Source organism: Streptomyces sp. NPDC008238 (assembly GCF_042956445.1).
GTDB lineage: Bacteria > Actinomycetota > Actinomycetes > Streptomycetales > Streptomycetaceae > Actinacidiphila.
This window is the reverse complement of record NZ_JBIBGK010000020.1, coordinates 76494-100442: the sequence shown is the minus strand read 5'-3', so window position 1 is coordinate 100442 and position 23949 is coordinate 76494. Positions and strand designations below refer to the sequence as shown.

Annotated in this window: 21 protein-coding genes and 1 pseudogene; 12 read left to right on the top strand and 10 right to left on the bottom strand. The window is 75.5% G+C overall.

The features are described from left to right. The coding region (locus ACFZAU_RS30875) for a hypothetical protein (RefSeq protein ID WP_500554903.1) at window positions 1–238 on the top strand (238 nt) is incomplete at its 5' end. A 310-nt stretch (window positions 239–548) separates the two neighbouring features. On the opposite strand, the gene fes is transcribed toward ACFZAU_RS30875, so the two are convergent. Then, window positions 549–1901: an enterochelin esterase gene (gene fes / locus ACFZAU_RS30870; protein WP_500554870.1), complete on the bottom strand. Its 1353-nt coding sequence runs from the start codon at window positions 1899–1901 to the stop codon at window positions 549–551. Window positions 1902–2073: 172 nt separating this feature from the next. On the opposite strand from fes, the gene ACFZAU_RS30865 reads away from it, so the two are divergent. From ACFZAU_RS30865 to ACFZAU_RS30855, 3 genes are all read left to right on the top strand, one after another. Then, entirely contained in the window at window positions 2074–3945 is a 1872-nt protein-coding gene (locus ACFZAU_RS30865) for a DUF5107 domain-containing protein (RefSeq protein ID WP_500554869.1), read from the top strand. 72 nt (window positions 3946–4017) lie between these two features. Continuing rightward, entirely contained in the window at window positions 4018–5088 is a 1071-nt protein-coding gene (locus ACFZAU_RS30860) for an RNA ligase (ATP) (RefSeq protein WP_500554868.1), read from the top strand. An 88-nt stretch (window positions 5089–5176) separates the two neighbouring features. Continuing rightward, window positions 5177–5590, top strand: coding sequence for an SseB family protein (locus tag ACFZAU_RS30855; protein WP_089222759.1), 414 nt, complete (start codon window positions 5177–5179; stop codon window positions 5588–5590). Window positions 5591–5665: 75 nt separating this feature from the next. Here ACFZAU_RS30855 and ACFZAU_RS30850 read toward each other — a convergent pair whose 3' ends face one another. Together ACFZAU_RS30850 and ACFZAU_RS30845 are read right to left on the bottom strand one after the other, a co-directional pair. After that, window positions 5666–7135, bottom strand: coding sequence for a bifunctional phosphatase PAP2/diacylglycerol kinase family protein (locus ACFZAU_RS30850; protein WP_500554867.1), 1470 nt, complete (start codon window positions 7133–7135; stop codon window positions 5666–5668). A 162-nt stretch (window positions 7136–7297) separates the two neighbouring features. Continuing rightward, window positions 7298–7678: a DUF2795 domain-containing protein gene (locus tag ACFZAU_RS30845; RefSeq protein WP_406270809.1), complete on the bottom strand. Its 381-nt coding sequence runs from the start codon at window positions 7676–7678 to the stop codon at window positions 7298–7300. A gap of 160 nt (window positions 7679–7838) precedes the next feature. Between ACFZAU_RS30845 and ACFZAU_RS30840 the strand changes: the two genes are divergently transcribed. Continuing rightward, complete coding sequence (locus tag ACFZAU_RS30840) at window positions 7839–8099, top strand: DUF6158 family protein (RefSeq protein WP_361793579.1); 261 nt, start codon at window positions 7839–7841, stop codon at window positions 8097–8099. Window positions 8100–8188: 89 nt separating this feature from the next. Here the strand turns inward: ACFZAU_RS30840 and ACFZAU_RS30835 are convergent, their stop codons facing one another. Continuing rightward, entirely contained in the window at window positions 8189–8350 is a 162-nt protein-coding gene (locus tag ACFZAU_RS30835; RefSeq protein ID WP_499601368.1) for a hydrophobic protein, read from the bottom strand. 169 nt (window positions 8351–8519) lie between these two features. On the opposite strand from ACFZAU_RS30835, the gene ACFZAU_RS30830 reads away from it, so the two are divergent. Next, window positions 8520–9758, top strand: a complete 1239-nt coding sequence (locus tag ACFZAU_RS30830; protein WP_500554866.1) for an aminotransferase class I/II-fold pyridoxal phosphate-dependent enzyme — start codon at window positions 8520–8522, stop codon at window positions 9756–9758. A gap of 337 nt (window positions 9759–10095) precedes the next feature. Here the strand turns inward: ACFZAU_RS30830 and ACFZAU_RS30825 are convergent, their stop codons facing one another. Both ACFZAU_RS30825 and ACFZAU_RS30820 read right to left on the bottom strand, forming a co-directional pair. Next, window positions 10096–10758, bottom strand: a complete 663-nt coding sequence (locus tag ACFZAU_RS30825; RefSeq protein ID WP_500554865.1) for a DedA family protein — start codon at window positions 10756–10758, stop codon at window positions 10096–10098. Next, entirely contained in the window at window positions 10755–11537 is a 783-nt protein-coding gene (locus ACFZAU_RS30820; protein ID WP_500554864.1) for an MBL fold metallo-hydrolase, read from the bottom strand. The genes ACFZAU_RS30825 and ACFZAU_RS30820 overlap by 4 nt, the downstream gene beginning before the upstream one ends. Window positions 11538–11683: 146 nt before the next feature. Between ACFZAU_RS30820 and ACFZAU_RS30815 the strand changes: the two genes are divergently transcribed. Further along, window positions 11684–13897 carry a phage holin family protein gene (locus tag ACFZAU_RS30815; protein ID WP_500554863.1) on the top strand — a complete coding sequence of 738 codons (2214 nt, stop codon included), beginning with the start codon at window positions 11684–11686 and terminating at the stop codon, window positions 13895–13897. Between the two features lie 188 nt (window positions 13898–14085). After that, window positions 14086–14517, top strand: coding sequence for a DUF7919 family protein (locus tag ACFZAU_RS30810; RefSeq protein WP_500554862.1), 432 nt, complete (start codon window positions 14086–14088; stop codon window positions 14515–14517). Between the two features lie 12 nt (window positions 14518–14529). On the opposite strand, the gene ACFZAU_RS30805 is transcribed toward ACFZAU_RS30810, so the two are convergent. Together ACFZAU_RS30805 and ACFZAU_RS30800 are read right to left on the bottom strand one after the other, a co-directional pair. Continuing rightward, window positions 14530–15633: a calcium:cation antiporter gene (locus ACFZAU_RS30805; protein WP_500554861.1), complete on the bottom strand. Its 1104-nt coding sequence runs from the start codon at window positions 15631–15633 to the stop codon at window positions 14530–14532. Window positions 15634–15695: 62 nt separating this feature from the next. After that, entirely contained in the window at window positions 15696–18080 is a 2385-nt protein-coding gene (locus ACFZAU_RS30800) for a SpoIIE family protein phosphatase (protein WP_500554860.1), read from the bottom strand. A gap of 158 nt (window positions 18081–18238) precedes the next feature. Between ACFZAU_RS30800 and ACFZAU_RS30795 the strand changes: the two genes are divergently transcribed. After that, a complete protein-coding gene (locus ACFZAU_RS30795) occupies window positions 18239–19252 on the top strand; it encodes a helix-turn-helix transcriptional regulator (RefSeq protein WP_500554859.1) in 1014 nt (337 codons plus the stop codon). A gap of 109 nt (window positions 19253–19361) precedes the next feature. Here the strand turns inward: ACFZAU_RS30795 and ACFZAU_RS30790 are convergent. Continuing rightward, window positions 19362–20471 (bottom strand): annotated as a pseudogene (locus ACFZAU_RS30790) (MFS transporter); the annotation flags it as partial. 7 nt (window positions 20472–20478) lie between these two features. Here ACFZAU_RS30790 and ACFZAU_RS30785 point away from each other — a divergent pair. The 3 genes from ACFZAU_RS30785 (at window position 20479) to ACFZAU_RS30775 (ending at window position 22420) form a co-directional block, all read left to right on the top strand. Beyond that, window positions 20479–20982, top strand: coding sequence for a DinB family protein (locus ACFZAU_RS30785; protein WP_500554858.1), 504 nt, complete (start codon window positions 20479–20481; stop codon window positions 20980–20982). Between the two features lie 74 nt (window positions 20983–21056). Then, the gene (locus tag ACFZAU_RS30780; protein WP_500554857.1) at window positions 21057–21908 is read left to right on the top strand and encodes an SCO4651 family lipoprotein; all 852 of its coding nucleotides are present in this window, start codon (window positions 21057–21059) and stop codon (window positions 21906–21908) included. A 113-nt stretch (window positions 21909–22021) separates the two neighbouring features. After that, the gene (locus tag ACFZAU_RS30775) at window positions 22022–22420 is read left to right on the top strand and encodes an OsmC family protein (protein WP_500554856.1); all 399 of its coding nucleotides are present in this window, start codon (window positions 22022–22024) and stop codon (window positions 22418–22420) included. 15 nt (window positions 22421–22435) lie between these two features. On the opposite strand, the gene ACFZAU_RS30770 is transcribed toward ACFZAU_RS30775, so the two are convergent. Beyond that, complete coding sequence (locus tag ACFZAU_RS30770) at window positions 22436–23923, bottom strand: rhamnulokinase (RefSeq protein ID WP_500554855.1); 1488 nt, start codon at window positions 23921–23923, stop codon at window positions 22436–22438. Between the last annotated feature and the right edge of the window lie 26 nt (window positions 23924–23949).

Here is a 23949-nt window from a genome sequence, read left to right as displayed (position 1 = left end):
GGTCAAGGTCATGGACTTCGGCATCGTCCGTGCCGTGGGCGATGCCGGCCTGACGATGACGCAGACCGCCGCCGTGATCGGCACCGCCCGGGGCCCGCGGTGGCGTCCGTTCCGGGCCCAGCCGGAGGGCCGCCGGTGCCGGGAGGCCTCCACCCGTTGCGGCGGAACGCCTCCGGGCGGCGCCCGGTCGGCCCGTCGGCTCACGGCCGTGGTCATCGCGGCTTCCACGCGATGCTGACCCGGAGCGGTCAGGTCAAGGTCATGGACTTCGGCATCGTCCGTGCCGTGGGCGATGCCGGCCTGACGATGACGCAGACCGCCGCCGTGATCGGCACCGCCCGGGGCCCGAGGTGGCGTCCGTTCCGGGCCCGGCCGGAGGACTGCCGGGGCAGGAAGCCCCCACCAGTTGAGGCGGAGCCCCTCCGGGTCGGCCCGCCGGCTCACGGCCGTGGTCATCGCGGCTCGCACGCCCGCCACCCTCGCCGCCGCCCGAGGCGGTCCGTGCCGGGGACGTCGCCTCCCCGGCACGGGTGCGTCGCGAGGCGGCGTCAGACCGGTTCCGTGTCGGGGCGGGCCGGGACGCGGGGGCCGGGGAGAGTACCCGGGAAGGGGCCGCGGAGCAGCGAGGCGAGGCCGTGGGCGAGTTCCTCGCGCCAGCACAGGTAGTCGTGGCCGCCGTTGTACTCGTGGTGGGCCACCTCGTAGCCCTGGGCCAGCAGGGCGTCCCGGAGCCGGCGGACCGCGGCCGTCAGGCCCCACTCCTGCAGGCCGGCCGACAGGTGGAAGCGGACCGGTCTTCGGGCCAGCGACGCCACGCGTCCGGTGAGCCATTCCTCGGGCAGCGCCTCCGCGCGGTGCCCGGCCGGCCACCAGAAGGCGCCGGACTGCGCGAGGACGTTCCCGAAGCACTCGGGGCGCCGTAGCGCGGCGTACGCCGCGGCCAGCCCGCCGAGGCCCTGGCCGGCGACGACGGTGCGCGCCGGGTCGCCGCTGACCGGCCACCGGCGGGCCGCCCAGGGCAGCAGTTCGCGGGTGAGGAAGGCCACGAAGCCGTCGTCGCAGGTGAGTTCGCGGCGCCGGGTGTCGCTGTCCAGCGCGTCCGGCATCAGTGCGACGAGCGGCGGCAGCGCGCCGCCCGCCACGAGCCCGTCGAGCAGCGCCGAGACGTCGAGGTGCTGCTGCCACACGTCCCCGTCGAGCAGCACCACCACCGGCAGCCCGGCCAGGTCCTCGTAGCCGGTCGGCGCGTAGGCCCACACACGGCGCCAGTTGCGCAGGTGCGCGCTGCGCATGGTGTGGACGGAGACCTCGCCCACCGGCGGCCCCGACCGGTCCCGCCACGCGCCGAGGGGCGCGGGCGCCGCGGGAAGGGCGACCACCGAGAGCGGCTCGGTGCCCCAACGGGTGGGGAAGACGGTCCGGTTGAGCGGATCGCGCCGCGGGTGGCGCCGCAGCCCGCGCAGGTAGGCCTGCCCCTTGGGCCCCGAGGGGGCCGCGGCGGCGCCGTCGCCCTCGTCCACGCACAGCGCGTACGTGGCGCGCCAGTCGGCGCGCATCCTTATCGTCCAGTGCCACACGTCCGTGCCCGGCAGGCGCGACATCAGGTTGCCGGCCAGGTCGTCAGGGTCGAGCACCTGGTTGGGCAGGGCGAGTACGGCGCGCGTCGCGCTGTCGCCGCGCCAGAGGAAGGTGACGGCGGCGTGCCCGGGGTCGCCGTCCAGGCGTTCCACCAGGGGTGTGCCCTCGGCCTCCACGGCCCGCCAGAACTCCGCCTCGCGCTCCGGGTGGGCGGCCAGCGCCGCCAGCCGCGGACTGCGCGCGCGTTCGACGGGGGCGGGACGTGGGACGCGGGGCGCGCGCGAGGGCGTGCCGTTCGGTGGTCCCCACAGCGTGGACAGCATGATCGGCAAACCCTCCCGGACCCGTCCGACGGCAAAAGAAGGCCAAAATGACGTTCACCATATATTGAAGTCCGCACGCGGCAGGCTCCGTGAGGTGCAAACCCCTGACGGCACGGGCCGATACGGGGTTCCATGTCCTCACCCGACCACCGGTGACAGAGAGAGGGACCTCTTGGCCACCACCGTGCGACGCACCACCCTCACCCTCCCGGCCAGCCCGCTCGACCCGGCCGAGAGCGCCGAGCTGCCGCCCGGCATGGCCCGGCGCATCGCCTACGGGCAACTGCGCACCCTGCTCCCCGTACCGCGCCTCGACGGCTACACCCGCGAGCGTGTGTCCACCGAACTGGACGCGCTCGTCCTGGAGAACGACCGGCTGCGCGCCACCGTGCTGCCCGGTCTCGGCGGGCGCCTGTACGGGCTGCACCACAAGCCCACCGGACGCGAGCTGCTGCACGCCGACCCCGTCCTGCAGTACGCCGAGTTCGGCCTCGCAGGGGCCTGGTTCTCCGGCGGCGTCGAATGGAACCCCGGCGCCACCGGGCACACCACGCTCAGCTGCGCCCCGCTCCACGCCGCCCGCGTGCCCGCCCCCGACGGCGGCGAGATGCTCCGCCTCTGGGAGTGGGAGCAGCTGCGCGACCTGCCCTTCCAGATAGACCTGTGGCTCCCCGAGGGCTCCGACTTCCTCTACGCGGGGGTACGCGTCCGCAATCCTCACCACCGGACCGTTCCCCTCTACTGGTGGTCCAACACCGCCGTACCCCAGACACCCGGCACCCGCGTCGTCGCACCCGCCTCCCACGCCTGGCACTTCGGCGCCTCCCGCACCCTCCAGCGGGTGCCCGTCCCCGAGGCGCCCACCGCATCCGAGCACCCCGCCGACTGGTTCTACGACCTGCCCGACGGAGCCCGCCCCTGGATCGCGGCGCTCGAAGCCGACGGCCGCGGCCTCGTCCAGACCTCCACCGACGCCCTCCGCGGCCGCAAGCTCTTCGTCTGGGGCCGGGGCGCGGGCGGGCGGCGCTGGCAGCGCTGGCTCGCGGGGGACGAGGGCGACGGGCCCGGCTACCTGGAGATCCAGGCCGGACTCGCCCCCACCCAGCTGGAGCACCTGCCGCTCGCCGGGGGCGCCGGCGTCAGCTGGCTGGAGGCTTACGGCCCGATGGCCACCGCGCCCGGCGCGGATCCGCACGCGGTGGCGGAACGCCTGGAGGCGGTCCTGCCGCGCGAACGGCTGCGCGCCGCCCACGAGGAGTGGCTGCGCGCCGCCGACACCGAGCCCAAGGACGTCCTCGCGACCGGTTCCGGCTGGGGCGCGCTGGAGGTCACCCGCGGCCGGTTCGACCTGCCCGGTACGCCCTTCGCCGCCGACACCCTGGGCGAGCGGCAGAAGCCCTGGCTGGAACTGCTGCTCACCGGGGTCTTCCCGCGGCTCGACGGCGACACCGTCCCCGGCGCGGGGCTCGTCTCCCCGGAGTGGCGGGAACTGCTGGAGACCGCGGGCACCTACGACGGCAACGCGTGGGCCCTGCACTACCACTTGGGCCTCGCCCAGTGGCAGGCCGGCGACCGCGCGCAGGCCGTGCGCAGCTGGGAGCGGGCCGCCGCGGGGCCGCGACCGTGCCTGCCGCTGCGCTGCCTCGCCGTCGCCGACCAGGCCGACGGCAACCGGGAGCGCGCCGCGCAGCGCTACCTGGACGCCTTCCGGGCCGTCCCCACAGGCGACGCCTGGGCCACCGCCGCGGCCGCCCTGGCCCGCGAGGCCGTGCCCGCGCTCCTGGCCGCCCGCCGCCCGGACGACGCCGCGGCCGTCCTCGGCGCCCTGCCCGCGGCCACCCGGGCCCGCGGTCGCTTCCGGCTGCTGCACGCCCAAGTCCTGCTCGCCGCGGGGGACGTCGCGGGCGCGCGGGGCGTCTTCGCGGAGGGGTTCACCGTCGACGACCTCAGGGAGGGCGAGGAGTCGCTGCACACCACCTGGCGGGCCCTCACCGACGAACCGCTGCCCGGCGGGTACGACTTCCGGATGGCCCCCGCGCCCTGAAAACCGTTCGCCCGCGGCGCGCGGCACCCCGCACAGTGGTGCGATCCACGTACCACCACGAGGGGGAACCCGATGTCGACGCTGCGCGTCACGGCCGAGAGGCTCACGGTCCACGACCACCCGAACGCGGACGCCCTGGAACTCGCCCAGGTCGGCCTCTACCGGGCGGTCGTGGCCAAGGGCAGCTACCGGACCGGCGACTTCGCGCTGTACATACCCGAGCAGTCCGTGCTGCCCGCCGGGCTCATCGCCGAACTCGGCCTGACGGGACGGCTCGCGGGCCCCGCGGCCGACCGCGTCAAGGCGGTCCGGCTGCGCGGCGAGCTGTCCCAGGGCATCGTCTGCTGCCCGGCCGCGCTCTCGGGCACGGACCTGGCGCGGGCCGCCGAGGACGGCACCGACTTCGCGGAGCGGCTCGGCATCACCAAGTGGGCGCCGCCGGTCCCGGTGTCGATGAGCGGCGACGTGGAGTCCGCGCCGGAGTTGCTGCCCTGGATCGACGTCGAGAACGTCAAGCGCCACCCCGGCGTCTTCACCACGGGCGAGCAGGTCGCGATCACCGAGAAGCTGCACGGGACGGCCTGCTGCCTGACCTACGTCGCGGACTCGGGACGCGTGCTGGTGACCTCCAAGGGACTGGGCGCCCAGCGCTTCGCCCTGAAGGAGGCCGACCGCAACCTCTACTGGCGGGCGGTCCGCGGACACGGCCTGCCCGAGGTCGCCGCGGCCCTCGCCGGCCGGCTCGGCGCCACCCGGGTGGCGATCTTCGGCGAGGTCTACGGCGCCGGCGTCCAGGACCTCGGCTACGGCGCCGACGCGGGCCGCGACACGCCCGGCTACGCGGCCTTCGACGTCGCCGCCGAGGTCGACGGGGCCGTCCGCTGGCTCGACCCCGCCGAGGTCCTCCCGGCGGGGAGCGTGCCGCTGGTGCCCACGCTGTACGAGGGCCCGTTCGACCTGGAGGCCGTCCTGGAGCTGGCGCGGGGCGCGGAGACCGTCTCCGGCCGCGGCCTGCACCTGCGCGAGGGCGTCGTGGTCCGGGCCGTCCCGGACCGGCACAGCCCCGAGCTCGGCGGTCGCGCCGTCCTGAAGGCGGTCAGCGACGCCTACCTCACCCGCAAGGGCGGCACCGAGTACGAGTGACTCCCGCCGAACGCGCATGACCGTTCCCTCGCTGGGTACGCGCAGCCCCCGAGCCACCCCGTACGCAAGCAACGGAAAGGGAACGGCCATGACCGATTTCACCACTCCGAACGGTGCGCAGCCCCCGGCGCAGCGAGCCCTGCACGAGATCGCGACCGGTGGTGACAACGCGGCCGCGCTCAGCACCCTGGCGGCCAGCGACATCCTGCTGCCGGTGCCGGCGCCGCCGGAAGAGCCCGCGGGGGACGGGGCGGAGCAGGAGACGATCAGCCTGCCGGTCTTCGAGCAGGAGGACGGGACGAAGCTGGTCCCGGTCTTCACCTCGGAGGTGCGCCTGGCGCACGCCCTGCCGAACGCGCGGGGCTACCGGATCCTGCCGCTCGCGGCGCTGAGCAGCGGCTGGCCGTCGGACGACCTCACGCTCGCGATAGACGCGGGGTCGCCGGACACCCTCACCATCAAGGGCGAGGGCGTCCGGGCGCTGGCCGGCCTGTCGGGCTGACGGCCCTCCGCCCGTCCCACCCGCCACGCGGGCCGCGCCCCTGGGGAGCGCGGCCCGCGTCGCCGTGCCCGGTCGTCAGAGCGGCCGGTAGACGGTCAGGGCCTCGTTGGCCTTGTCGATGACCAGGTCGCGCGGCGCGGGCGCCACCTCGCCGTCGAAGGCCAGGCGGGTGCCGGGCTCGACACCGCCGATCCGCAGCCGTCGCAGCAGGGCCGTCGTCGAGCCGGTGAGGGCGGCCGCGAGCAGACGGGTCCGGGCGTAGGGGCTGCCGGGGACGATGCGCACGTCGAGCTGCCCGTCGGACAGGGCACGGCGGCGCATCGGCGCCGGACCGATGCTGCGGTAGGCGCCGTTGCCCGCGAAGAGCATCCACACCGAGTGCCGCCGGCCGTTGATGTCGAGGTCGATCGGGGTGGAGGTGCGCAGCACGTGCAGTGCGGCCAGCACCCCGGCGGGCCAGCTGCCCACGCGCCGCGACCAGCGTTCGCGGTAGCGCACGAGGTCCGGGTAGACGCCGATGCTGAAGGTGTTCAGGAAGACCGTGGAGCCCGCGGACCCGGCCTCCTCGCCGGCGGCGTCGCCGGTCGGGGTGACCCGTGCGACATCGACGGCGATCGCGGTGCCCTCCCGGACCGCCCGCGCCGCGTCGTCGATGCTCTCGATCGACAGGTCGAGCGCGAAGTGGTTGTACGTGCCACCGGGGGAGACCAGCAGCGGGACGCCGTGCCGCAGGGCGACGGACGCGGCGAGGCTGACGCTGCCGTCCCCGCCGTGGATGCCGAGCGCGCCGCCGGCCTCCGCGGCCTGCTGGGCGGCCTTCTCCAGCATCTCGGCGAGGTCGTCGTCCTCGGAGCACTCCTCGACGACGGCCTCGGGCAGCGCGTTCCGCAGCCGTTCGGCCGGCGGGCCGAGCAGCGGCGGGGGGCCGGAGACCTCGTTGACCACCGCGTACAGCCCGCGCCCGTCCGGCAGGGCCGGTGCGTCGGCCCGGGGGGTCGGGGGGACCGCCAGTTGCCGCCCGGTCGGCACGAGGCCGCGTACGGCCAGGGCCGCGCCCGCGCCGAGCGCCATCCCGGCGGCGACGTCGCTGGGGTAGTGCACACCGGTGTAGATCCGTGAGAACGCCACCGACCAGGCGACCGGCAGGACCACGGCACCCCAGCGGGGCGACTCCAGGGCGACGCCGGCGGCGAACGCGGCGGCCGACGCGGCGTGGCCGGAGGGGAAGGACGTCGTGCCGGGCTGCCGCGACAGCCGGCGGATGACGGGCACGGAGTCGAGGACCGGCCGGTTGCGCCGCACCGCGCCCTTGCCGATGGTGTTGACCACCGCCGACGCCACCGCCAGCGACCCGGCGCCGCGCAGGGCGGCGCGCCGGCCGGTGCGACCGCCGACGGCCGCGATGCCGGCGGCGACCCCGAACCACAGCAGCCCGTGGTTTGCGGCCCTGCTGAGCCGCGGCAGCACCGGCTCTGCGGCCGGCCACGAACGGGTCGCCACTTTCAGGAACAGCTCCTTGTCCCAGGCGCTCAGGATCCGGCGCACAACGACTCCCTCCACAATCGATCGATTCCCGGGCGGTACGGGTGGTGCGGGCGGTACGGGTGCCGCGGTCAGGGTCCGCGGTCCGGTGCGGCGGCGCGGCGCGCGGTGCCGGCGGAACGGCCCCGCGGCGCGCGCGCCGCGCCGGTGCGGTCCGTCCGCCGGTCAGGCCTCCGGGCGCATGCCCAGGGTCCGTACGACCTCCTGGACGTTGGCGTACCGCCGGTTGTCGCCGGGGAGCCCGTCCACCAGGTCGGTCAGGGGGTCCGGGGCGTGCCGGTCGCGCAGGGCGCGCAGCAGGTCGCCGCGCCGCGCGGGGAACGGCTGCCGGGTCAGGTGCCGGGCGAGTTCGAACCGCACGGCCGTGCCCTCGGGGGCGCCCGCCCAGGCCGGTCCGGTGCCGACCTCGGGGTCGTCGTCGGCGGCGGGTTCGGGGTCCTGCCACTCCTCGACCCGGGTGGAGTGCCCGGAGCGCAGCATCTCGCGCAGTTCGTGCTTCATCTCGTCGTCACGGTGGACGCTCAGACGGTCGCTTCCTCGTTGCACGGTGGCTCCTTTCCTCAGGGGTCAGGTCTCTCCATCGTCCACCCGTCTACCCGGACCGGGGATCCGATGCCCGTCGAATGACCTCATAAGCGGATGAATCCCCGCACCGGGGGTACCAAACGGGCGAGGTGACAGGAGGCGAAAGGAAGGTGCGCGCCCCATGAGCCGCTACCCCGGCGGGGTCGATCCCGCAGACCTGGACGAACGACAACTGGTGCAGGAACTGGAGTCGGTCCACCGGACCCGCCACGAGACGCTGCTCTACGGCTCCGGGGCGGCCCTCGACGCACACAACTCGCGGATGGCGGCGCTGGAGGGCGAGTACCTGCGCCGGCACCCCCAGCGGATGGTCTCCGCCGGCCGTACCCGGGCCGGGGCGAGGGCGCGGACGCTGCGGATGCCGGTCCAGGCCCAGCAGTAGCGGACGGGGCCCGCGGCACGCGCGGATCCGGGGCGCGCGGCCACCACGCGGCCACCGTACGCCCCGCGTCCCACCCGCGGCCGCGAGCGCTACCACCGGTACCAGCGCGAGCCGCCGGAACCGCGCCGTGCCACGAAGCCGAGCAGCCACAGCACCAGCACGACCAGGGCGACCCACCAGAGGACCTTGACGGCGAAACCCGCCCCGAACAGGACGAGGGCCAGCAGCAGGACGAGCAGCAGCGGGACCATGGGAACACCTCCTGGACTCCGGTTGCCCTCGATTCCCGGCGTCACGCGGGGGGAATCCGCCCGCCCCGGCGGCGCGAGCCCGCGGTGCGTGCGAGGGTGGCGGCGGAGGGCCGGGCCCTGACCCGGCCCCGCGGATCCCGCCGGTCACCCGATCCCACCGGAGGCACGGATGCAGCGGACCTCACCGCCGGTCCCGGCCGGGCACCTCGCGCGGACCGCCCTGCGGCCCGACTCCGGGTTGCCGGTTCCGGCGTACTGGGCGGACCGGTTGACCGCCGCCGTGCCGGGCGCCGGCGCCGCACCGGAACCGCCCGGCGGGGGTGAGGCGGTGCGCGCGGCCGCCGCGGGCTACTGGGAGCGCCGCGGGCTCACCACGACCGCCGCCGACACCGTGGCCGCGCCGGGCGCCGAGCCCCTGCTGCTGGCGCTGTTCGCCGCGGTGGGCGGCGACGTCGTGCTCCCCCGGCCCGCCGCCGCGTGGCAGGGGCCGCTGGTGCGGATGCTGGGCCGGCGCACGACGACCGTGCAGACCCCGGCGGTCGGGGGCGGCGCCCCCGACCCGTTCGCCCTGCTGGAGGCGGTACGCCGGGCCCGCGCGGAAGGCGCCGACCCGCGGGTGCTGCTCATGGCCGCGGCCGACGACCCCAGCGGGACCGTGACGCCCCCGGAACTGCTGCACGAGGTGTGCGAGGCGGCCGAGCAGTGCGGGCTCCTGCTGGTCTCCGACGAGACGTACGCCGACACCGTGCACCGTCCGCACGAGACCGTGCTGCTCACCCCCGCCGAGACGCTGCCCGGCCGGACGGTCGTCGTCATTGACCTGTGCGCGGCGCCGGCCCCGGCGTCCTGGCCCTCCGCGGTCGCCCGCTTCCCGGCGACCGCGGAGGGCGTACGACTGCGCGCCGCCGTCGTCGACCACTGCGCCGGGCTGCGCGCGGTGCTCCCTGAGCCGGTGGCCGCCGCGACCGCGTACGCGCTCTCCGAGGCCGACGACGTGCGGGCACACCTCGCCGCCGCCACGCGCCTGCACGCCGCCCTCGGAACCGCCGCCCACGAAGCGGTCACCCGCGCCGGCGCGCTCAGCCGGCCGCCCGAAGCGGGCTTCCACCTCTACGCCGACCTGGGCCCCCTGCGGCACGCCCTGTCCGCCGTGGGGGTCACCGACGCCCCGAGTCTGGAGAGCGCCCTCACCGCCCGCCTGGGCCGCCCCGTCCCCGGCGGCCACCGCTTCGGCGACGACCCCGCCGCCCTCCACGTCCGCATCGACACCGGCCCCCTCCACGGCACCGACACCTCCCAGCGCCACGCCGCCCTCACCTCCCCGACCCCGCTCCAACTGCCCCACGTCGCCGCCGCGTTGGCCGACCTGGAAACCGCGATCGCCGACCTGGCCCCGGGCGCCGCCTGAGCACCGTGGGACCCGTGGACGCCGCCTGCGGGACGGCACCATCCGCCCTTGCCCGCGGCCGGTTGCGCATGCGTCTGGGTGCCGCAGCCTCGGTCAGCGGCCTGAGGACGCCGGGCGCCGCTGGCGGGCGTGGTCCCGGCCCCGCCGGGAGGCGGTCAGTGGCCGGGTCGGTGGCCGAAGCGGTGACGGGCGGGTTCGGGGGCCGCGGGCACCGTGTGTCGCGGGGGCCGCCCGTGGGCCGGGGCTGTGCGGGAACCTCGGCGCGACCCGCCGCTGCCGGCGGCCCCATTGCGCAAGCGCGCGGGCGCGGACCCGTGCGAGCCCCCGCCGGAGGCGGTCAGTGGCCCGGGTGTTCCGCCGCCGTGTCGTCGGAGGCGGAGGCGGTGGAGCCGCGGAGGCGGCGCCAGAGCTGGGGGGCGGAGGCGATGAGGAGGGTGAGGGCGACGGCGAGGAGGACGCCCTGCCAGGGCTCGGGGAAGAGGGTGCCGCCGAGGATGCCGATGAGCTGGTAGGCCGCCGCCCAGGCCAGGCAGGCGGGGACGTCGCCGCGGGCGAAGCGGCGGACGGGCATCTCGGCGAGCAGGCAGGCGACCATCACCGGGATGCGGCCGGCGGGTATGAGGCGGGACAGGACGAGGACGGTGACGCCGTGCTCGTCGAGCCGGCGTTGAGCGTCCGCGAGGCGCGCGGGGTCGGCGCGCTCCTGCAACTGCCGCAGCCAGCGCGAGCCGTTGCGGGAGCGTACGCCGCGCTGGCCGAGCAGGTAGAGGCCCATGTCGCCGATGAAGGCGGCGCCCGAGGCGATGAGGAAGACCAGAGCCAGCGAGAAGGGGGCGGTCTGGTGGAAGGCCACGACAGCGGCGCTGCTGACGAGCGCGCCGGTGGGGACGACGGGCACCAGCGAGCCGAGCACGACCAGCAGGAAGAGCGAGGGGTAGCCGATCACCTGCCCGGTGGACTGGGAGGACGTCTGCTCCGCGAGCAGGGTGAGTCCGCTCACCTGGCGGCCTCCAGCAGCACGCTCTCGCCGTGTTCCAGCCGGTGCACCGCGACCGCGGGGGCGAGTTGCCCGGCGAGCCGGACGAACTCGTCGCCGGGGGAGTGGAATTCGTGCGGGCGGACGGCGTCCATGCCGATCGGCCAGTACGTCCCGTAGTGGATGGGCACGGCGGCGCGCGGGGCGAGTCGCGCGAGGGCCTCGGCGGCCCGGTACGCGTCGAGGTGGCCGGTGCCGAGGAACGGTCCCCAGCCGCCGACCGGCAGCAGCGCGGCGTCGCACGGGCCGACCTCGTCGGCCATCGCGTCGAACAGCCCGGTGTCCCCGGCGAAGTACGTGCGCTCCTCGCCCACCAGCACGTAGCCCAGGGCGGGGGAGCGGCGCTGCCCGTACGGCAGGCGCCGGCCGTCGTGCGCGGCGCTCACCACGCGCACCGTCAGCGTGTCCACCTTCACCTCGTCACCGGGTACGACCTCGGTCAGCTCCAGTCGCCGGTCCGCGGCCAGCCGCCGCAGCCGGGGCACCGCGGCGGGGGCACCGCGCGGCACCAGTACCCGGGTACCCCGGGAGAGCCGGGCCAGCGAGCCGGGGTGGAGGTGGTCGGCGTGCAGGTGGGAGACGACGGCGAGGTCGGCCAGGGCCGCGCCCGGCGGCGGGAGTGCGCCGCGCCGTCTGCGCAGGTGGGCCAGGCGCGGGGCGAACAGCGGATCGGTGAGCACCCGCACCCCCGAGTCCTGCACGGTCACCGTCGCGTGTCCCCACCAGGTGATCTCGACCGCCACTCGCGCCTCCTCGTCTCGCCCCGAGCCTATGCTCCGGCGTGCCCGCCGTGTGCCCCCGGTGCGCCGCGGGGTGCGGGGAGGACTGTGACAGTCTGGGGGCATTCGTGTTGGGTGCCGCGGGCAGACGTGAGGAGTCGTGAGGAGGGGTGGGCGTGCTGCGTCGGTGGCGGGCCGTCGGGGGCGCGATCGTCCGCGTGCTGGTCGTATGGGCGGTGTCGACGGCGACGATGGCCGTGCTCGCCGGGATCCTGCCGGACTTCCGCATCCAGCCGCCGACCGGCGACAGCCCCACCCGGATCGCGGTGACGGCAGCGGTCGCCGCCGGTGCCTTCGGCCTGCTGAGCGCCCTGGTCTGGCCGGTGCTCGTGCGCGCCGTGCTGCTGGTGCCCGCGCTGGTGCTGGGCCTGCTGGTGTTCTTCCTCAACGGTTCGCTGCTGCTGCTCGCGCTCCGCTTCACCCCGGACTGGCAGGGCGACATCGCGCCGGCCACGGCCGTGGTGATCGCCGCCGTGATGTCCGCGGCCTCGTCCGCGACGAGCACGACCCTCGCCATGCGCGACGACGCGGCGTACGGCCGGCGGCTGGCCCGCCTGGCGGGCCGGCGCCGGGTCGCGGGCCCCGGGGCGGCCGGTGCCGACGGCGCACGCGATCCGGGCTTCGTCTTCGTCCAGCTGGACGGCGTCGGCCACGACGTGCTGCGCGAGGCGGTGCGCCCGGTCACGCGCAAGGGGCGGCTGCGCCCGCCCGCGATGGAGACGGTCGCCGCATGGCTCGACGGCAGCCACCGGCTGGTGCCGTGGACGACCGACTGGAGCAGCCAGACCGGCGCCAGCCAGCTGGCCATCCTGCACGGCAGCAACGAGGACGTACCGGCCTTCCGCTGGTACGAGAAGGAGACCGGGCAGGTCATGGTCTGCAACCGGCCCTCCTGCGCGGCGGAACTGGAGCGCCGCGCGGTCGCCCGCACCGGGCGGCCCGGACTGCTGGCACCGGACGGCGCGAGCCGGGGCAACCTGTTCAGCGGCGGCGCCGAGCAATTGGCGCTGGTGATGTCGGTGTCGACGCGCCGCCGGCGGTTCTCCGCCGACCGGCTCGCGATGGCCCGGCTGCGGTCCCGGGCGGTCGGGGCCCCGGAGGGCGGCGATCCCGCGGCCGTCCTCGCCCGGGTGAGCGCCACCCGCTCCCGGACCGGCTACTTCGCGTACTTCTCCGACCCGGCCAACGCCGTGCGCACCGCCGCGTCCTTCCTCGCGGAGGTCGGCCGCGAGGTCACCGAGTCGGTCTCCGCGCGGGCGCGCCACGAACGTCCCCGGGTGCGGCGCGGCGGGCTCTACCCCTTCCTGCGGGCCTTCGCGACCGTCGTCGAGCGCGACGTGGCGGTGGCGGCCGTCGTCGGCGACATGCTCGCCGGGCGCGGCGCCGTCTACGCCGACCTGGTCGCGTACGACGAGGTCGCGCACCACTCGGGTCCCCGCAGCCGGGACGCGATGCGGGTGCTGCGGCGGCTGGACCGCGCGATCCGGCTGATCGCGGACGCCTCGCGGTACGCGCCGCGGCCCTACCGGATCGTGCTGCTCTCCGACCACGGCCAGAGCCACGGCGAGACCTTCGAGAGCGCGTACGGGCTGACACTGAGGGACCTGGTGCGGGCCGGGTGCGGGCTGCCCGTGCGCCGGCGCGCGCGGGGCACGGCCAGCGGCGCGGAGGCGCGTGCGGCGGCCCGGGCGGCGCTGCACCGCCCCGAGCACGGGGGCCGCTCGGGCGAGGAGCAGGAGACGGCCGGGCCGGCCACCGACCCGGTGGTGCTGGCCTCGGGGAACCTGGCGCTGATCTCCTTCCCCGACCTTCCGGGGCGCGCGGACCGGCAGGGTGTCGAGGCCCGCCACCCGGCCCTGCTGCGGACGCTGGCCGAGCACCCGGGCATCGGTTTCGTGCTGGTCCTGGACCGCGAGCGCGGGCCGCTCGTGCTCGGCGGGGACGGCGGCGAGCACGAACTGGAGACGGGCCGGGTCACCGGCCGCGACCCGCTGGCACCGTTCGGGCCGGGGGCGGCGGCCGCGGTGCTGCGCACCGCCCGCTTCCCGCACGCCGCCGACATCATGGTCAACTCCGCCTACGACCCCGTCACCCGTGCGGTGCACGCCTTCGAGGAGCAGGTGGGTTCGCACGGCGGCCTGGGCGGCGACCAGAGCCACGCCTTCCTGCTGCACCCGTTCGACCTCGACGGTCCCGATCCGCTGGAACGGCTGGTGGGCGCCGGGTCCGTGCACGGGCTGCTGGCCGGCTGGCTCGGCCGCGAGCCGGTGGTGCCCGCGCCGCGGGTCGAGGACGGCAGGGACGAGCAGCCGGTCGTCGGCTGACCCGCGCGGCGTCCGGGACTGGTGTCCGGCGCCGGTCTCCTTCGGGTGGACCGCACCGCCTTCGGGAGCGCGCCGGCGGGGCCCGCCACGTACGGGTGATTGACCTACGGGCTCCGCTGCTGGACGCTTGCCCGCGATCGATCGGAGACGGTGCGCGCGGGCGGGGTCCGCGGGCGGGAGAGGCTGCGATGCCGTACTACGAGGACCTGGGCCCGTACGCCTACTTCACAGAAACGATTCCGCCGGACGTCTCCGCCCGTGCCGTCGGCTGGCTGGACCCGGCCCACCCCTTCCCGCGGGCCGAGCCCTCCGAGGAGTTCTCCGACCGTCTCTTCGCGCTGTGCCGCGACCACCTGTGCGCCATCACCCACGGCTGGTACGGCTGCACCCTGTGCCGCCGCAGGCTGATCGGGGGCGGCCGCTTCAACCCGGTGAGCGTCTCCCGCGGCGGCGAGCGCATCCTGGTGGGCCACGGCGAGGTACGGGTGGAGGGCGCCCCCGGCACCTGGCTGATCGCCCCCGACCTGGTCGTCCACTACGTCCTGGCCCACCACTACGCCCCGCCGGAGTCCTTCGTCGAGGCCGTCCTGTCCGGCCGCGTCGTCGCCGGCTGCCGGTAGGGCCCCGTCCGCTCAGGGGCTGATCGCCAGCACCACGTACGCCGCCAGCAGCGCCAGGTGCACCGCGCCCTGCAAGGGGGTGGCGCGTCCGGGTATCACCGTCAGCGTGCCCACGGCCACGGTGATCGCCAGCAGCACCATGTGCGTGGCTCCCAGCCCCAGCAGCAGCGGGCCGGACATCCAGAGCGACGCCACCGCGACCGCCGGGATGGTCAGCCCGATGCTCGCCATCGCCGAGCCGAGCGCCAGGTTGAGGCTGGTCTGGACCCGGTCGCGGGCGGCGGCCCGGACCGCGGCGATGGTCTCGGGCAGCAGCACCAGCAGGGCGATGACGACGCCGACGAAGGAGGACGGCAGACCGGCGTACTGCACGCCCTGCTCGATCGTCGGCGACTCCACCTTGGCCAGCCCCACGACCGCGATCAGCGCCACCACCAGCAGCGCCAGGCTGAACAGCGCGGCGCGGGCGGTCGGCGGCACGGAGTCCTCCTCCGAGACGTCGATCACCTCGCCGCCCGGCTTCACCGGCAGGAAGTACGCCCGGTGCCGTACCGTCTGCGTCGCCACGAACAGGCCGTACAGCACCAGCGACGCCAGGGCGGCGAAGGTGAGCTGGGCGGTGGAGAACCGCGGGCCCGGGGTGCTGGTGGTGAACGTCGGCAGCACCAGGCTCAGGGTGGCCAGGGTCGCCACCGTCGCCAGGGAGGCGCCCGTCCCCTCCGGGTTGAAGACGGCCACCCGCCGCCGCAGCGCCCCCACCAGCAGGCAGAGCCCCATGATGCCGTTGCAGGTGATCATGACCGCCGCGAAGACGGTGTCCCGGGCCAGGCCCGCGCTCTTGGGGCCGCCGTCCGCCGTCAGGGTGAGGATCAGGGCCACCTCGATCACGGTCACCGCCACCGCCAGCACGAGCGCCCCGTAGGGCTCGCCCACCCGGTGCGCCACCACCTCCGCATGGTGGACGGCGGCGAGCACCGCGACCGCCAGGAAGACCGCGACGACCACGACCACGGCCACCGGAAGCACACGTCCCCACGTCAGGGCCAGCAGGACCACCGAGAGCACCGGGACGAGGACCGTCCAGCTCAGGACGGCCACGGGGAAGCGAGCGGTCATGCATCCGAGACTGACAGCTCGTCAGGATCGGCGCGACGCGGGGAACCCGGACGTGCCGTGGCTCATCGTCCGGCCGGGGGAAACGCCTGTTCGGCCCAGATGGTCTTGCCCGCCGAGGTCTGCCGGGAGCCCCAGGCCTGGCTCAGCTGCGCGACCAGCAGCAGGCCGCGGCCGCCCTCGTCGTCGGACAGCGCGCGGCGCAGGTGCGGGGCGGTGCTGCTGCCGTCGGAGACCTCGCAGATCAGGGTGCGGTCGCGGATCAGCCGCAGCTGGATCGGCGGGGCCCCGTACCGGATCGCGTTGGTCACCAGCTCGCTCACCACCAGCTCGGTGACGAACACCGCCTCGTCCAGGCCCCAGGCGACCAGCCGCGCCGCCACCGCCCGCCGGGCGTCCGCGACGTGCGCGGGGTCGTCCGGCACGTCCCACACCGCGACCTGGCCGTCGTCGAGCGCCCGGGTACGGGCGAGCAGCAGCGCGACGTCGTCCACCGGGCGGTCCGAGGGGAGGGTCTTCAGGACGGTGTCGCAGACGGCCTCGATCGTCGGGGCGGGGGCGGCCAGCGCGGAGCGCAGCCGCGCCAGGCCGGCGTCCAGGTCGAAGTCCTGGCTCTTGACCAGTCCGTCCGTGAACATCGCCAGCAGGCTGCCCGCCGGCAGGTCCAGCTCGACAGCCTCGAACGGCAGCCCTCCCACGCCCAGCGGCGGACCCGCGGAGATCGGGACCATCTCGACCCTGCCGTCCGGGAAGCGCACCGCGGGCGCCGGGTGCCCGGCACTGGCGACGGTGCAGCGGCGGGCGATCGGGTCGTACACGGCGACCAGGCAGGTCGCCCCCAGCTCGCCGCTGGTCTCGGCGGGCGACACCTCCCGGCCCCGGCCGTCCTCGGGGTCCAGGTGCGTGACCAGGTCGTCGAGGTGGGTGAGCAGTTCGTCCGGCGCCAGGTCCACGTCCGCGAGGGTGCGCACCGCCGTCCGCAGCCGCCCCATCGTCGCCGAGGCGTGGATGCCGTGGCCCACGACGTCGCCCACGACCAGGCCGACCCTCGTGCCGGACAGCGGGATGACGTCGAACCAGTCGCCGCCGACCCCCGCCCGGGTCCCGGCGGGCAAGTAGCGCGAGGCCACCTCCACCGCGGCCTGCTCGCGCAGCCGCAGCGGCAGCAGACTGCGCTGCAGGGTCAGCGCCGTGGAGTGCTCCCGCGTGTAGCGGCGCGCGTTGTCGACGCAGACCGCGGCCCGTCCGGCGAGCTCCTCGGTCAGCGTCAGGTCGTCCTCGGTGAACTGCTCCGGACGCGCCCAGCGGATGAAGACCGCCACCCCGAGGGTGATGCCGCGTGCCCGCAGGGGCACGGCCAGCACCGAATGAATGCCGTACTCGTGGACCTTGGCGTCGCGCAGGCTGTTCTGCGCCAGCCACAGAGTGAAGTCCGGGTGCCCGAGCCGGCTGAGCACGGGCCGGCCGGTGGCCAGGGCCCGGGACGGCGGGGAGAACTCCGGGTACACGTCGAGCTCGCCGAGGTCGACCGCCGCGTCCGGGGCACGGCCGGACGAGGTGCGGTGGGCGACCCGGCGCAGCTCCACCCCGAGGCCGGGCGGACCCGGCGGGGGCTCCTCGCCGTGCAGCACCGAGTCCAGCAGGTCCACGCTGGCGAAGTCGGCGAAGCGCGGCACGGCCAGCTCCGCCAGCTCGTCGGCGGTGCGCACCACGTCCAGGGTGGTGCCGAGCCGCGCGCCGGCCTCGTTCAGCAGGGCCAGCCGCCGGCGCCCCCGGAACTGCTCCGTGCTGTCGAAGGCCGCGCTCGCCAGGCCCCGGATCCGGCCCTGCGGGTCCCGCACCGGCCACATCTCGGTGCTCCACGCCCGCTCGCCGCCCGCGGCCCCGGCGGCCGCCGGGCTCTCGTAGTGCACCGGCCGGCCGGTCTGCGCGACCCGCCGCAGGTGCTCGTTGAACCCCCGGCGCCCCTCGTCGTCCAGGAGCGGGCCGGTGAAGGGGCGGCCGGTGAGCTCCGCCGCGGGGACGCCGATCATGCCGGCCGCGGTGTCGTTGACCCGGTGGTAGCGCAGGTCCGTGTCGTACGTGGCCATGGCGACGGAGGACTGCTGGAAGGCCCACAGCAGCAGCGCCGTGTCCCGGTCGACGGGCGCGGCCGTCACGACGCAGCCGGCGGGCCGGTCGTCGGCGTCCAGCGCGGGGGAGACCCGCACGTCGAGTTCGCGTTCCCGTCCGTCCCCCAGGCGCGCCCGCACCCGCCCGCGCCACTCCCGGTCGACGGGGACCGCACCCGCGTCCGCACCGAACACCTCGTCGACGGGACGTCCCACCGCCTCCGGCGCCGGGCGCCCGAGCAGCCGTCGCGCCCCCGCGCTCCAACCCGTGACCGCCCCCCGCGCGCTGACGGTGACCACGGCCGTGGCGGCCGGGTCATCGGGGTCACTCGTGTTCATCGTCGGCGATCACACACCCGTCGCAGTCCCTATCCCCCAGAGTGCGCGCTCCACCGGGCGCCATCAAATCGGCCGTGTGCCTCGTGCCCGGCGGGCACATTCCGGCCTCCGCACGCCGGACCGCCGCCGCTGTCGGTGGGTGCGGAGATACTGCCGCCATGCGCGCGAGCCGGCTGGTCTCCCTCCTCCTGCTCCTCCAGTCGCGGGGCCGGATGACCGCCGCGGAGCTGGCGGAGGAGCTGGAGGTGTCCGTACGCACGATCTACCGGGACGTGCAGTCGCTGCACGAGGCGGGCATCCCGCTGTACGGCGACGCCGGGCACGAGGGCGGCTACCGGCTCCTCGACGGCTATCGCACCCGGCTGACGGGCCTGACCGCCGACGAGACGCAGGCGTGGTTCCTGGCCGCCCTGCCCGATCCGGCGGCGCAGCTGGGGCTAGGGGAGGCCGCGGCGACGGCGCGGCTGAAGTTCAGCGCCGCGCTGCCGCCGGCGCTGCGGGAGCGGGCGGAGCGGGTGCGGGAGCGCTTCCTGCTGGACGCGCCCGGCTGGTACAGCTCCGACGAGCAGGTGCCGCACCTGCCCGTGGTGGCCGACGCCGTATGGAACCGGCAGGTCGTGCGGGTGCGTTACCGCCGTTGGCGCGAGCCCGCCGAGACCGACCGCAGGCTCGAGCCGTACGGCCTGGTCCTCAAGGCCGGCCGCTGGTACGTGGTCGCCCACGACGGACGGGAGCCGCGGACGTACCGGGTCGACCAGATCCTCGACGTCCGCGTCCTCGAGGAGACGTTCGCCCTCCCGTCCGGCTTCGACCTGCCCGCGTACTGGCGGGAGTACCTCGCCGGCTTCCACGCGCGGCTCCACCGCGACGAGGCCCTGATCCGGCTGTCACCGCGCGGCGCCGAGCGGGTGCCCGCACTGCTGTCGCGCCCGGTGGCCCGGGCGGTGGCCGAGCACGGCGAGCGGGAACCGGACGGCTGGGTCCGCGCCCGCGTGCCCATCGAGTCGGTCGCACACGCGCACGGCGAGTTCCTCAGGCTCGGCGCGGACCTGGAAGTCCTGGCGCCGGATCCGCTGCGGAAGCTGCTGGCGGAGTCGGCACGGGCGCTGGCCTCCCTCTACTACGCGCCGCCGCGAGCCACACCGCCGCCCCCGCGGACGCCACCGCGCTGAGACCGGCGACCGCCGCGAAGCCGGTCGGCACCCCGGCGCGGTCGGTGACCGCCGACGTCCCGAGCATCACGGCCACGGTCGCGGCGAGCCCGTAGGCGTTCGCCGTCCCGAAGGCCCGCCCCACGCGGTCCTCGCCGACCGCCGTCATCAGCAGCGTCCGCGACGCGATGCGCGCCTGCCCGAAGACGAACGCCCCCGCCGGTACGAGCAGCAGCAGCCCCGTCACCCCGAACCGGGGCTGCAGCGCGAACAGCACCGCGCAGAGGGAGAAGCCGGTGAGCGCGAGCCGCAGGTCCCCCAGCCGGGCCCCGGTCCGCCGGTACGCGGCCGCCGCCAGCAGGAAGCCGGCGCCGCCGAGCGCGTCCACGGCGCCGACGACCGCGGCGCCCCGGTGCAGCTCGGCGATGACCAGCACCGGCATCAGGGCGTTGAAGACCGTCACCACCACACTGCCCTGCGCGTACAGCGCGACCAGCGGCCCGAGCGGCCGGCGCGACGGGACCGGCCGCGCCGCGGGCACCGCCGCGGAGTCCTTCGACGCGGAGCGCGGCCCCGGGCCGGGCCCGGTCGCCAGGACGAGGACCGCGGAGACCACGAAGGTGGCCGAGTTGAACACGAACAGCGGGGCGGGCCCGGCGTACTGCAGTGCGATCCCGCCCACCGCCGCCGACAGCAGCATCCCGCTCTGCAGGGCCATCTCGTAGCGGGCGTTGAAGCGCCGCAGCCGTCCCGCGGGCACCCGCTCCTTGACCAGTGCCGCGCTCACCGGCACGAAGAGCGCGGCCGTCACCGCCAGCGCGAAGTTGCTGCCGTAGACGACCACCCCGCGTGGCCAGCCCAGCGCCGTCCCAAGTGCCGGGACCAGGGCCACGACGGCGCTCAGCAGGTCGCAGCCCGCCCACAGCGCCCGCCGGTCGAAGCGGTCGGCCAGCCGGCCGAACCACGGGGACAGCACGGCCTGGGGGACGGCGACGGCGACGAAGAGCCAGCCCACGTCGAGCACCGAGCCCTGCGCCCGCACCATCAGCAGGGCGGCGGCGATCAGCTGGATGTTGTTGCCGAGGGAGGTGATGAACACGGCGGGCAGGAGGAGGCGTCGCGTACGTCCGGTGGTGGTCACGGGGACCGATGATCCGGTCCTCCGCTGACATCTGTTGTCAGGGGGACGCCGCGGGGCGCGGTTAATCGGTGGACGCGCCGGGGTCGTTCCCGACAGCATTCCGCCGATGACGCGAACCGACACCCCCACCGCATGGGACGAGCGCACCGCGCTGACGACCCTCCTCGACTACGCCCGTGACACCGCCCGCGCCAAGTGCGAGGGCGTCACCCCGGAGCACGCCCGCAGCGCCCCGCTCCCGGGTTCCCCGCTGATGACGCTCAGCGGACTGGTCAACCACCTCCGCTGGGTGGAGTACTACTGGTTCGAGGTGGTGTTCCTCGGCGGCGAGGACGAGGGCCCCTGGACGGACGAGGACCCCGACCGCGAGATGCGGATCGCCGTGGACATCCCCCTCGCCGACCTGCTGGCCGACTACGAGGCGCACACCGCCCGTTACCGCGAACTCGTCGCCGCGCACGAGCTGGACACGGTCGCCGAGCGGTCCATCCGCGACGGCCGCCGGCCCAACCTCCGGTGGATCCTGCTGCACCTCGTCGAGGAGACCTCCCGCCACAACGGCCACCTCGACCTCCTGCGCGAACTGGCCGACGGCACGACCGGCGTGTAGCGGTGTCGGACGGCCGCGATACGGTCCACAGCGAGCACACAGGATCGACCACGAACGACCCAGGGGTGGGCAGCATGATGAGCGAGACCAAGGGCATGAGGGAGAAGCGGCGGATACGGGTCGCCGCAACGGTGGGGGCCGCCGCCGTCGCGCTGGCCGCGACGGCGGGCTGCAGCGCCGCGCGTGACACGGCGGACGCGGTGAGCAGGACGGACTCGATCGCCCAGATCCTCGCCCGTGTCACCAGCCACACGCAGAAGACCGGTTCGGCCGAGGTCGACATGTCGACCGATCTGGGGCTGGGCAGCCCCGTCACGATGAAGGGCACCTACTCCTGGGGCAAGGGCGTCGCCTACGACGTCATGATGGACACCTCGGCGGCGCAGATGCAGCCGCTGCAGGACGACCCGGAGCTGCGGGCGCTGATGGTGGACGGCGCCTACTACTACAACGTCGACCCGCAGCCCGCCGGCCTGCTGAAGGGCAAGCACTGGCTGCGCGTCGACGTCTCCGCGGTCCTCGGCAAGGAGGGCGCCGCCGCGGTCGCGAAGAGCGGCGACCCGACGGCGGGGCTGCGCTACATCGGGCTCACCGAGGATGTCGAGGACCTCGGGAAGCAGACGATCCGCGGCCACGAGGCCCGTCACTACCGGGCGACCCTGGACAAGAGCCGGCTGGGCAAGGTGGGGAAGTCCCTCTCGTCCGCGGAGGAGAAGAGCATCTTCAACTCCGCCACCGGGCCGGTGGACGAGGTCACGATCGACGTCTGGGCGGACGGCAAGGACCTGCCGGTCCGTATGGTCCAGGTGATGGGCAGGGCGAAGGTGACCATCGACTTCCTCAAGTTCGGCGGGACCAAGGCCGTCACCGCGCCCCCTGCGTCCGACACGGCCGACTTCAGCTCGCAGTTCGCCTCGCAGCAGTAGGGCCGGGGAACCGGACGGCCGCCGAAGTGCTCTCCCACCGACCCGGGTTGCGGCATCATGCTGGAGGCTCCGGGGCGGGGTGCGGCCCCGGGGGCGGCGACGGGAGGCAGGGCATGGACGAGCTGTTCGCGGTGCTGGTGAGCGCGGGATCCTTCCTGGCGGAGGGCGGCGACGACGTCCGGCTCCCGCACCGCTGGACGCCCGGCGGCGTCGGGGTGCGGTCGGCGTTCACCGGCGGCCACGTGCTGAACCTCGCAGTGGCGGCCTGCGTGGTCAACGACCTCTACCGGGAGGCCGTGGCCGGCGGGCTGGAACTGCGGGGTGTCCGGGTGCGCGCGGAGGGCGGCTTCGACACCGCCCTATGGCGTTCGACCGGTATCTCGTACACCGTCGAGATCGACAGTGAAGCGCCCCGGGAACAGGTCGAGGCGCTGATCGCGACCGTCGAAGAGGTCGCCGAGATCCCGCGTGCCCTGCGCCAGGGAGTTGCCGTCAGCCGCTCGGCGGGCTGAGCGGCGGGGCGCCCCTCAGGGCCGCCCCGTCGCGCCGAACTCCGCCAGCCGTGCCGCCGCCGCGTCCCAGGCGCGGCCGTCCGCGGCCGGCTCGTAGGTGCGCAGCGGCTGGGTGGCGGCGACCAGGGCGCGCATCGCCGCCAGGCCGTCCGGGCCGTCGCCGATCGTGCCGTGGGCGCGGGCCTGGACGAGGATGTTGCCCAGGGCCGTGGCCTCCGTGGGGCCCGCGACGACCGGGAGGCCGGTCGCGTCGGCGGTGAACCGGCACAGCAGTTCGTTGCGGGAGCCGCCGCCGACGAGGTGGACGCGGTGGATGTCCCGGCCGGCGAGCCCGGCCGCCTCGCGGAGGGTGCGCCGGTGGGCCAGGGCCAGACTCTCCAGGATGCAGCGGACGACCGCGCCGTGGGACTCCGGGGGCCGCTGACCGGTCCGCAGGCAGAAGGCGTGGATCCGGGCGGGCATGTCGCCGGGTGCCAGGAACACGGGGTCGTCCGGGTCGATGAGGGCGGCGAAGGGTTCCGCGGCGGCGGCCGCGGCGAGCAGTTCCTGCAGGGGCCGCCCTTCCTGCCGCTGCTCCCACGTGCGGCGGCACTCCTCCAGGAGCCACATGCCCATGATGTTGCGCAGGTAGCGGATGGTGCCGTCGATGCCGCGCTCGTTGGTGAAGTTGGCGAGCCGCGAGGCCTCCGTGAGGACCGGGGTGTCCAGCTCCAGGCCCGCCAGCGACCAGGTGCCGCAGGAGATGTAGGCGAAGTGCGGTCCGGTGGCCGGTACGGCGGCCACCGCGGAGGCGGTGTCGTGCGAGGCCACGGTGACGACGGCGGTGCCCTCCGGCAGCCCGGTGTGGGCGGCCACGTGGGGCAGGAGGGTGCCGGCGTGGTCGCCCGGGCGCCGCAACGGCGGCAGCAGGCGCGGCTCGACGCCGAGCCGGCCGAGGATCTCCTCCGCCCAGGCGCCGGTGCGCGCGTCGAACAGGCCGGTGGTGGAGGCGTTGGTCTCCTCGGCGCCGATGGCGCCGGTGAGCCAGTGGGTGAGCAGGTCCGGGACCATCAGCAGGGTCCTCGCGGCCGCGAACTGCGCGCCCTCGCGGGCCGCCGCCAGCTGGAAGAGCGTGTTGAACGGCAGGTGCTGCAGCCCGGTGACCCCGTACAGCCGCTGCGCGCCGATGTCGTCCCTGACGCGTGCGGCGACGTGCTCCGTCCGGCCGTCGCGGTAGTGGTGGGGGTTCCCGAGCAGGGCGCCGTCCGCGTCGAGCAGCCCGTAGTCGACGGCCCAGCTGTCGATGCCGACCGACGTCACGCCGTCCCCGGCCCGGGCCGCCAGGCGCAACCCGTCCAGGCTCTCCCGGAACAGGGCGAGGACGTCCCAGTGCAGTCCGGTGGGCAGCCGGACGGGGGTGTTGGCGAAGCGGTGCACCTCGTCGAGGACGAGGTGGTCCGGGCCCACCCGGCCGAGGATGACGCGGCCGCTGGTGGCGCCGAGGTCGATGGCGGCGAATGGCACGTGGGCCCCTCGTGTTCTGGTCGTTC

Coding starts and splice junctions, on each gene's coding strand:
- fes (WP_500554870.1), bottom strand. CDS start 1,901: ATGCTGTCCACGCTGTGGGGACCACCGAACGGCACGCCCTCGCGCGCG.
- ACFZAU_RS30860 (WP_500554868.1), top strand. CDS start 4,018: ATGTCGACGCTGCGCGTCACGGCCGAGAGGCTCACGGTCCACGACCAC.
- ACFZAU_RS30855 (WP_089222759.1), top strand. CDS start 5,177: ATGACCGATTTCACCACTCCGAACGGTGCGCAGCCCCCGGCGCAGCGA.
- ACFZAU_RS30840 (WP_361793579.1), top strand. CDS start 7,839: ATGAGCCGCTACCCCGGCGGGGTCGATCCCGCAGACCTGGACGAACGA.
- ACFZAU_RS30835 (WP_499601368.1), bottom strand. CDS start 8,350: ATGGTCCCGCTGCTGCTCGTCCTGCTGCTGGCCCTCGTCCTGTTCGGG.
- ACFZAU_RS30830 (WP_500554866.1), top strand. CDS start 8,520: ATGCAGCGGACCTCACCGCCGGTCCCGGCCGGGCACCTCGCGCGGACC.
- ACFZAU_RS30810 (WP_500554862.1), top strand. CDS start 14,086: ATGCCGTACTACGAGGACCTGGGCCCGTACGCCTACTTCACAGAAACG.
- ACFZAU_RS30805 (WP_500554861.1), bottom strand. CDS start 15,633: ATGACCGCTCGCTTCCCCGTGGCCGTCCTGAGCTGGACGGTCCTCGTC.
- ACFZAU_RS30800 (WP_500554860.1), bottom strand. CDS start 18,080: ATGAACACGAGTGACCCCGATGACCCGGCCGCCACGGCCGTGGTCACC.
- ACFZAU_RS30795 (WP_500554859.1), top strand. CDS start 18,239: ATGCGCGCGAGCCGGCTGGTCTCCCTCCTCCTGCTCCTCCAGTCGCGG.
- ACFZAU_RS30785 (WP_500554858.1), top strand. CDS start 20,479: ATGACGCGAACCGACACCCCCACCGCATGGGACGAGCGCACCGCGCTG.
- ACFZAU_RS30780 (WP_500554857.1), top strand. CDS start 21,057: ATGATGAGCGAGACCAAGGGCATGAGGGAGAAGCGGCGGATACGGGTC.
- ACFZAU_RS30775 (WP_500554856.1), top strand. CDS start 22,022: ATGGACGAGCTGTTCGCGGTGCTGGTGAGCGCGGGATCCTTCCTGGCG.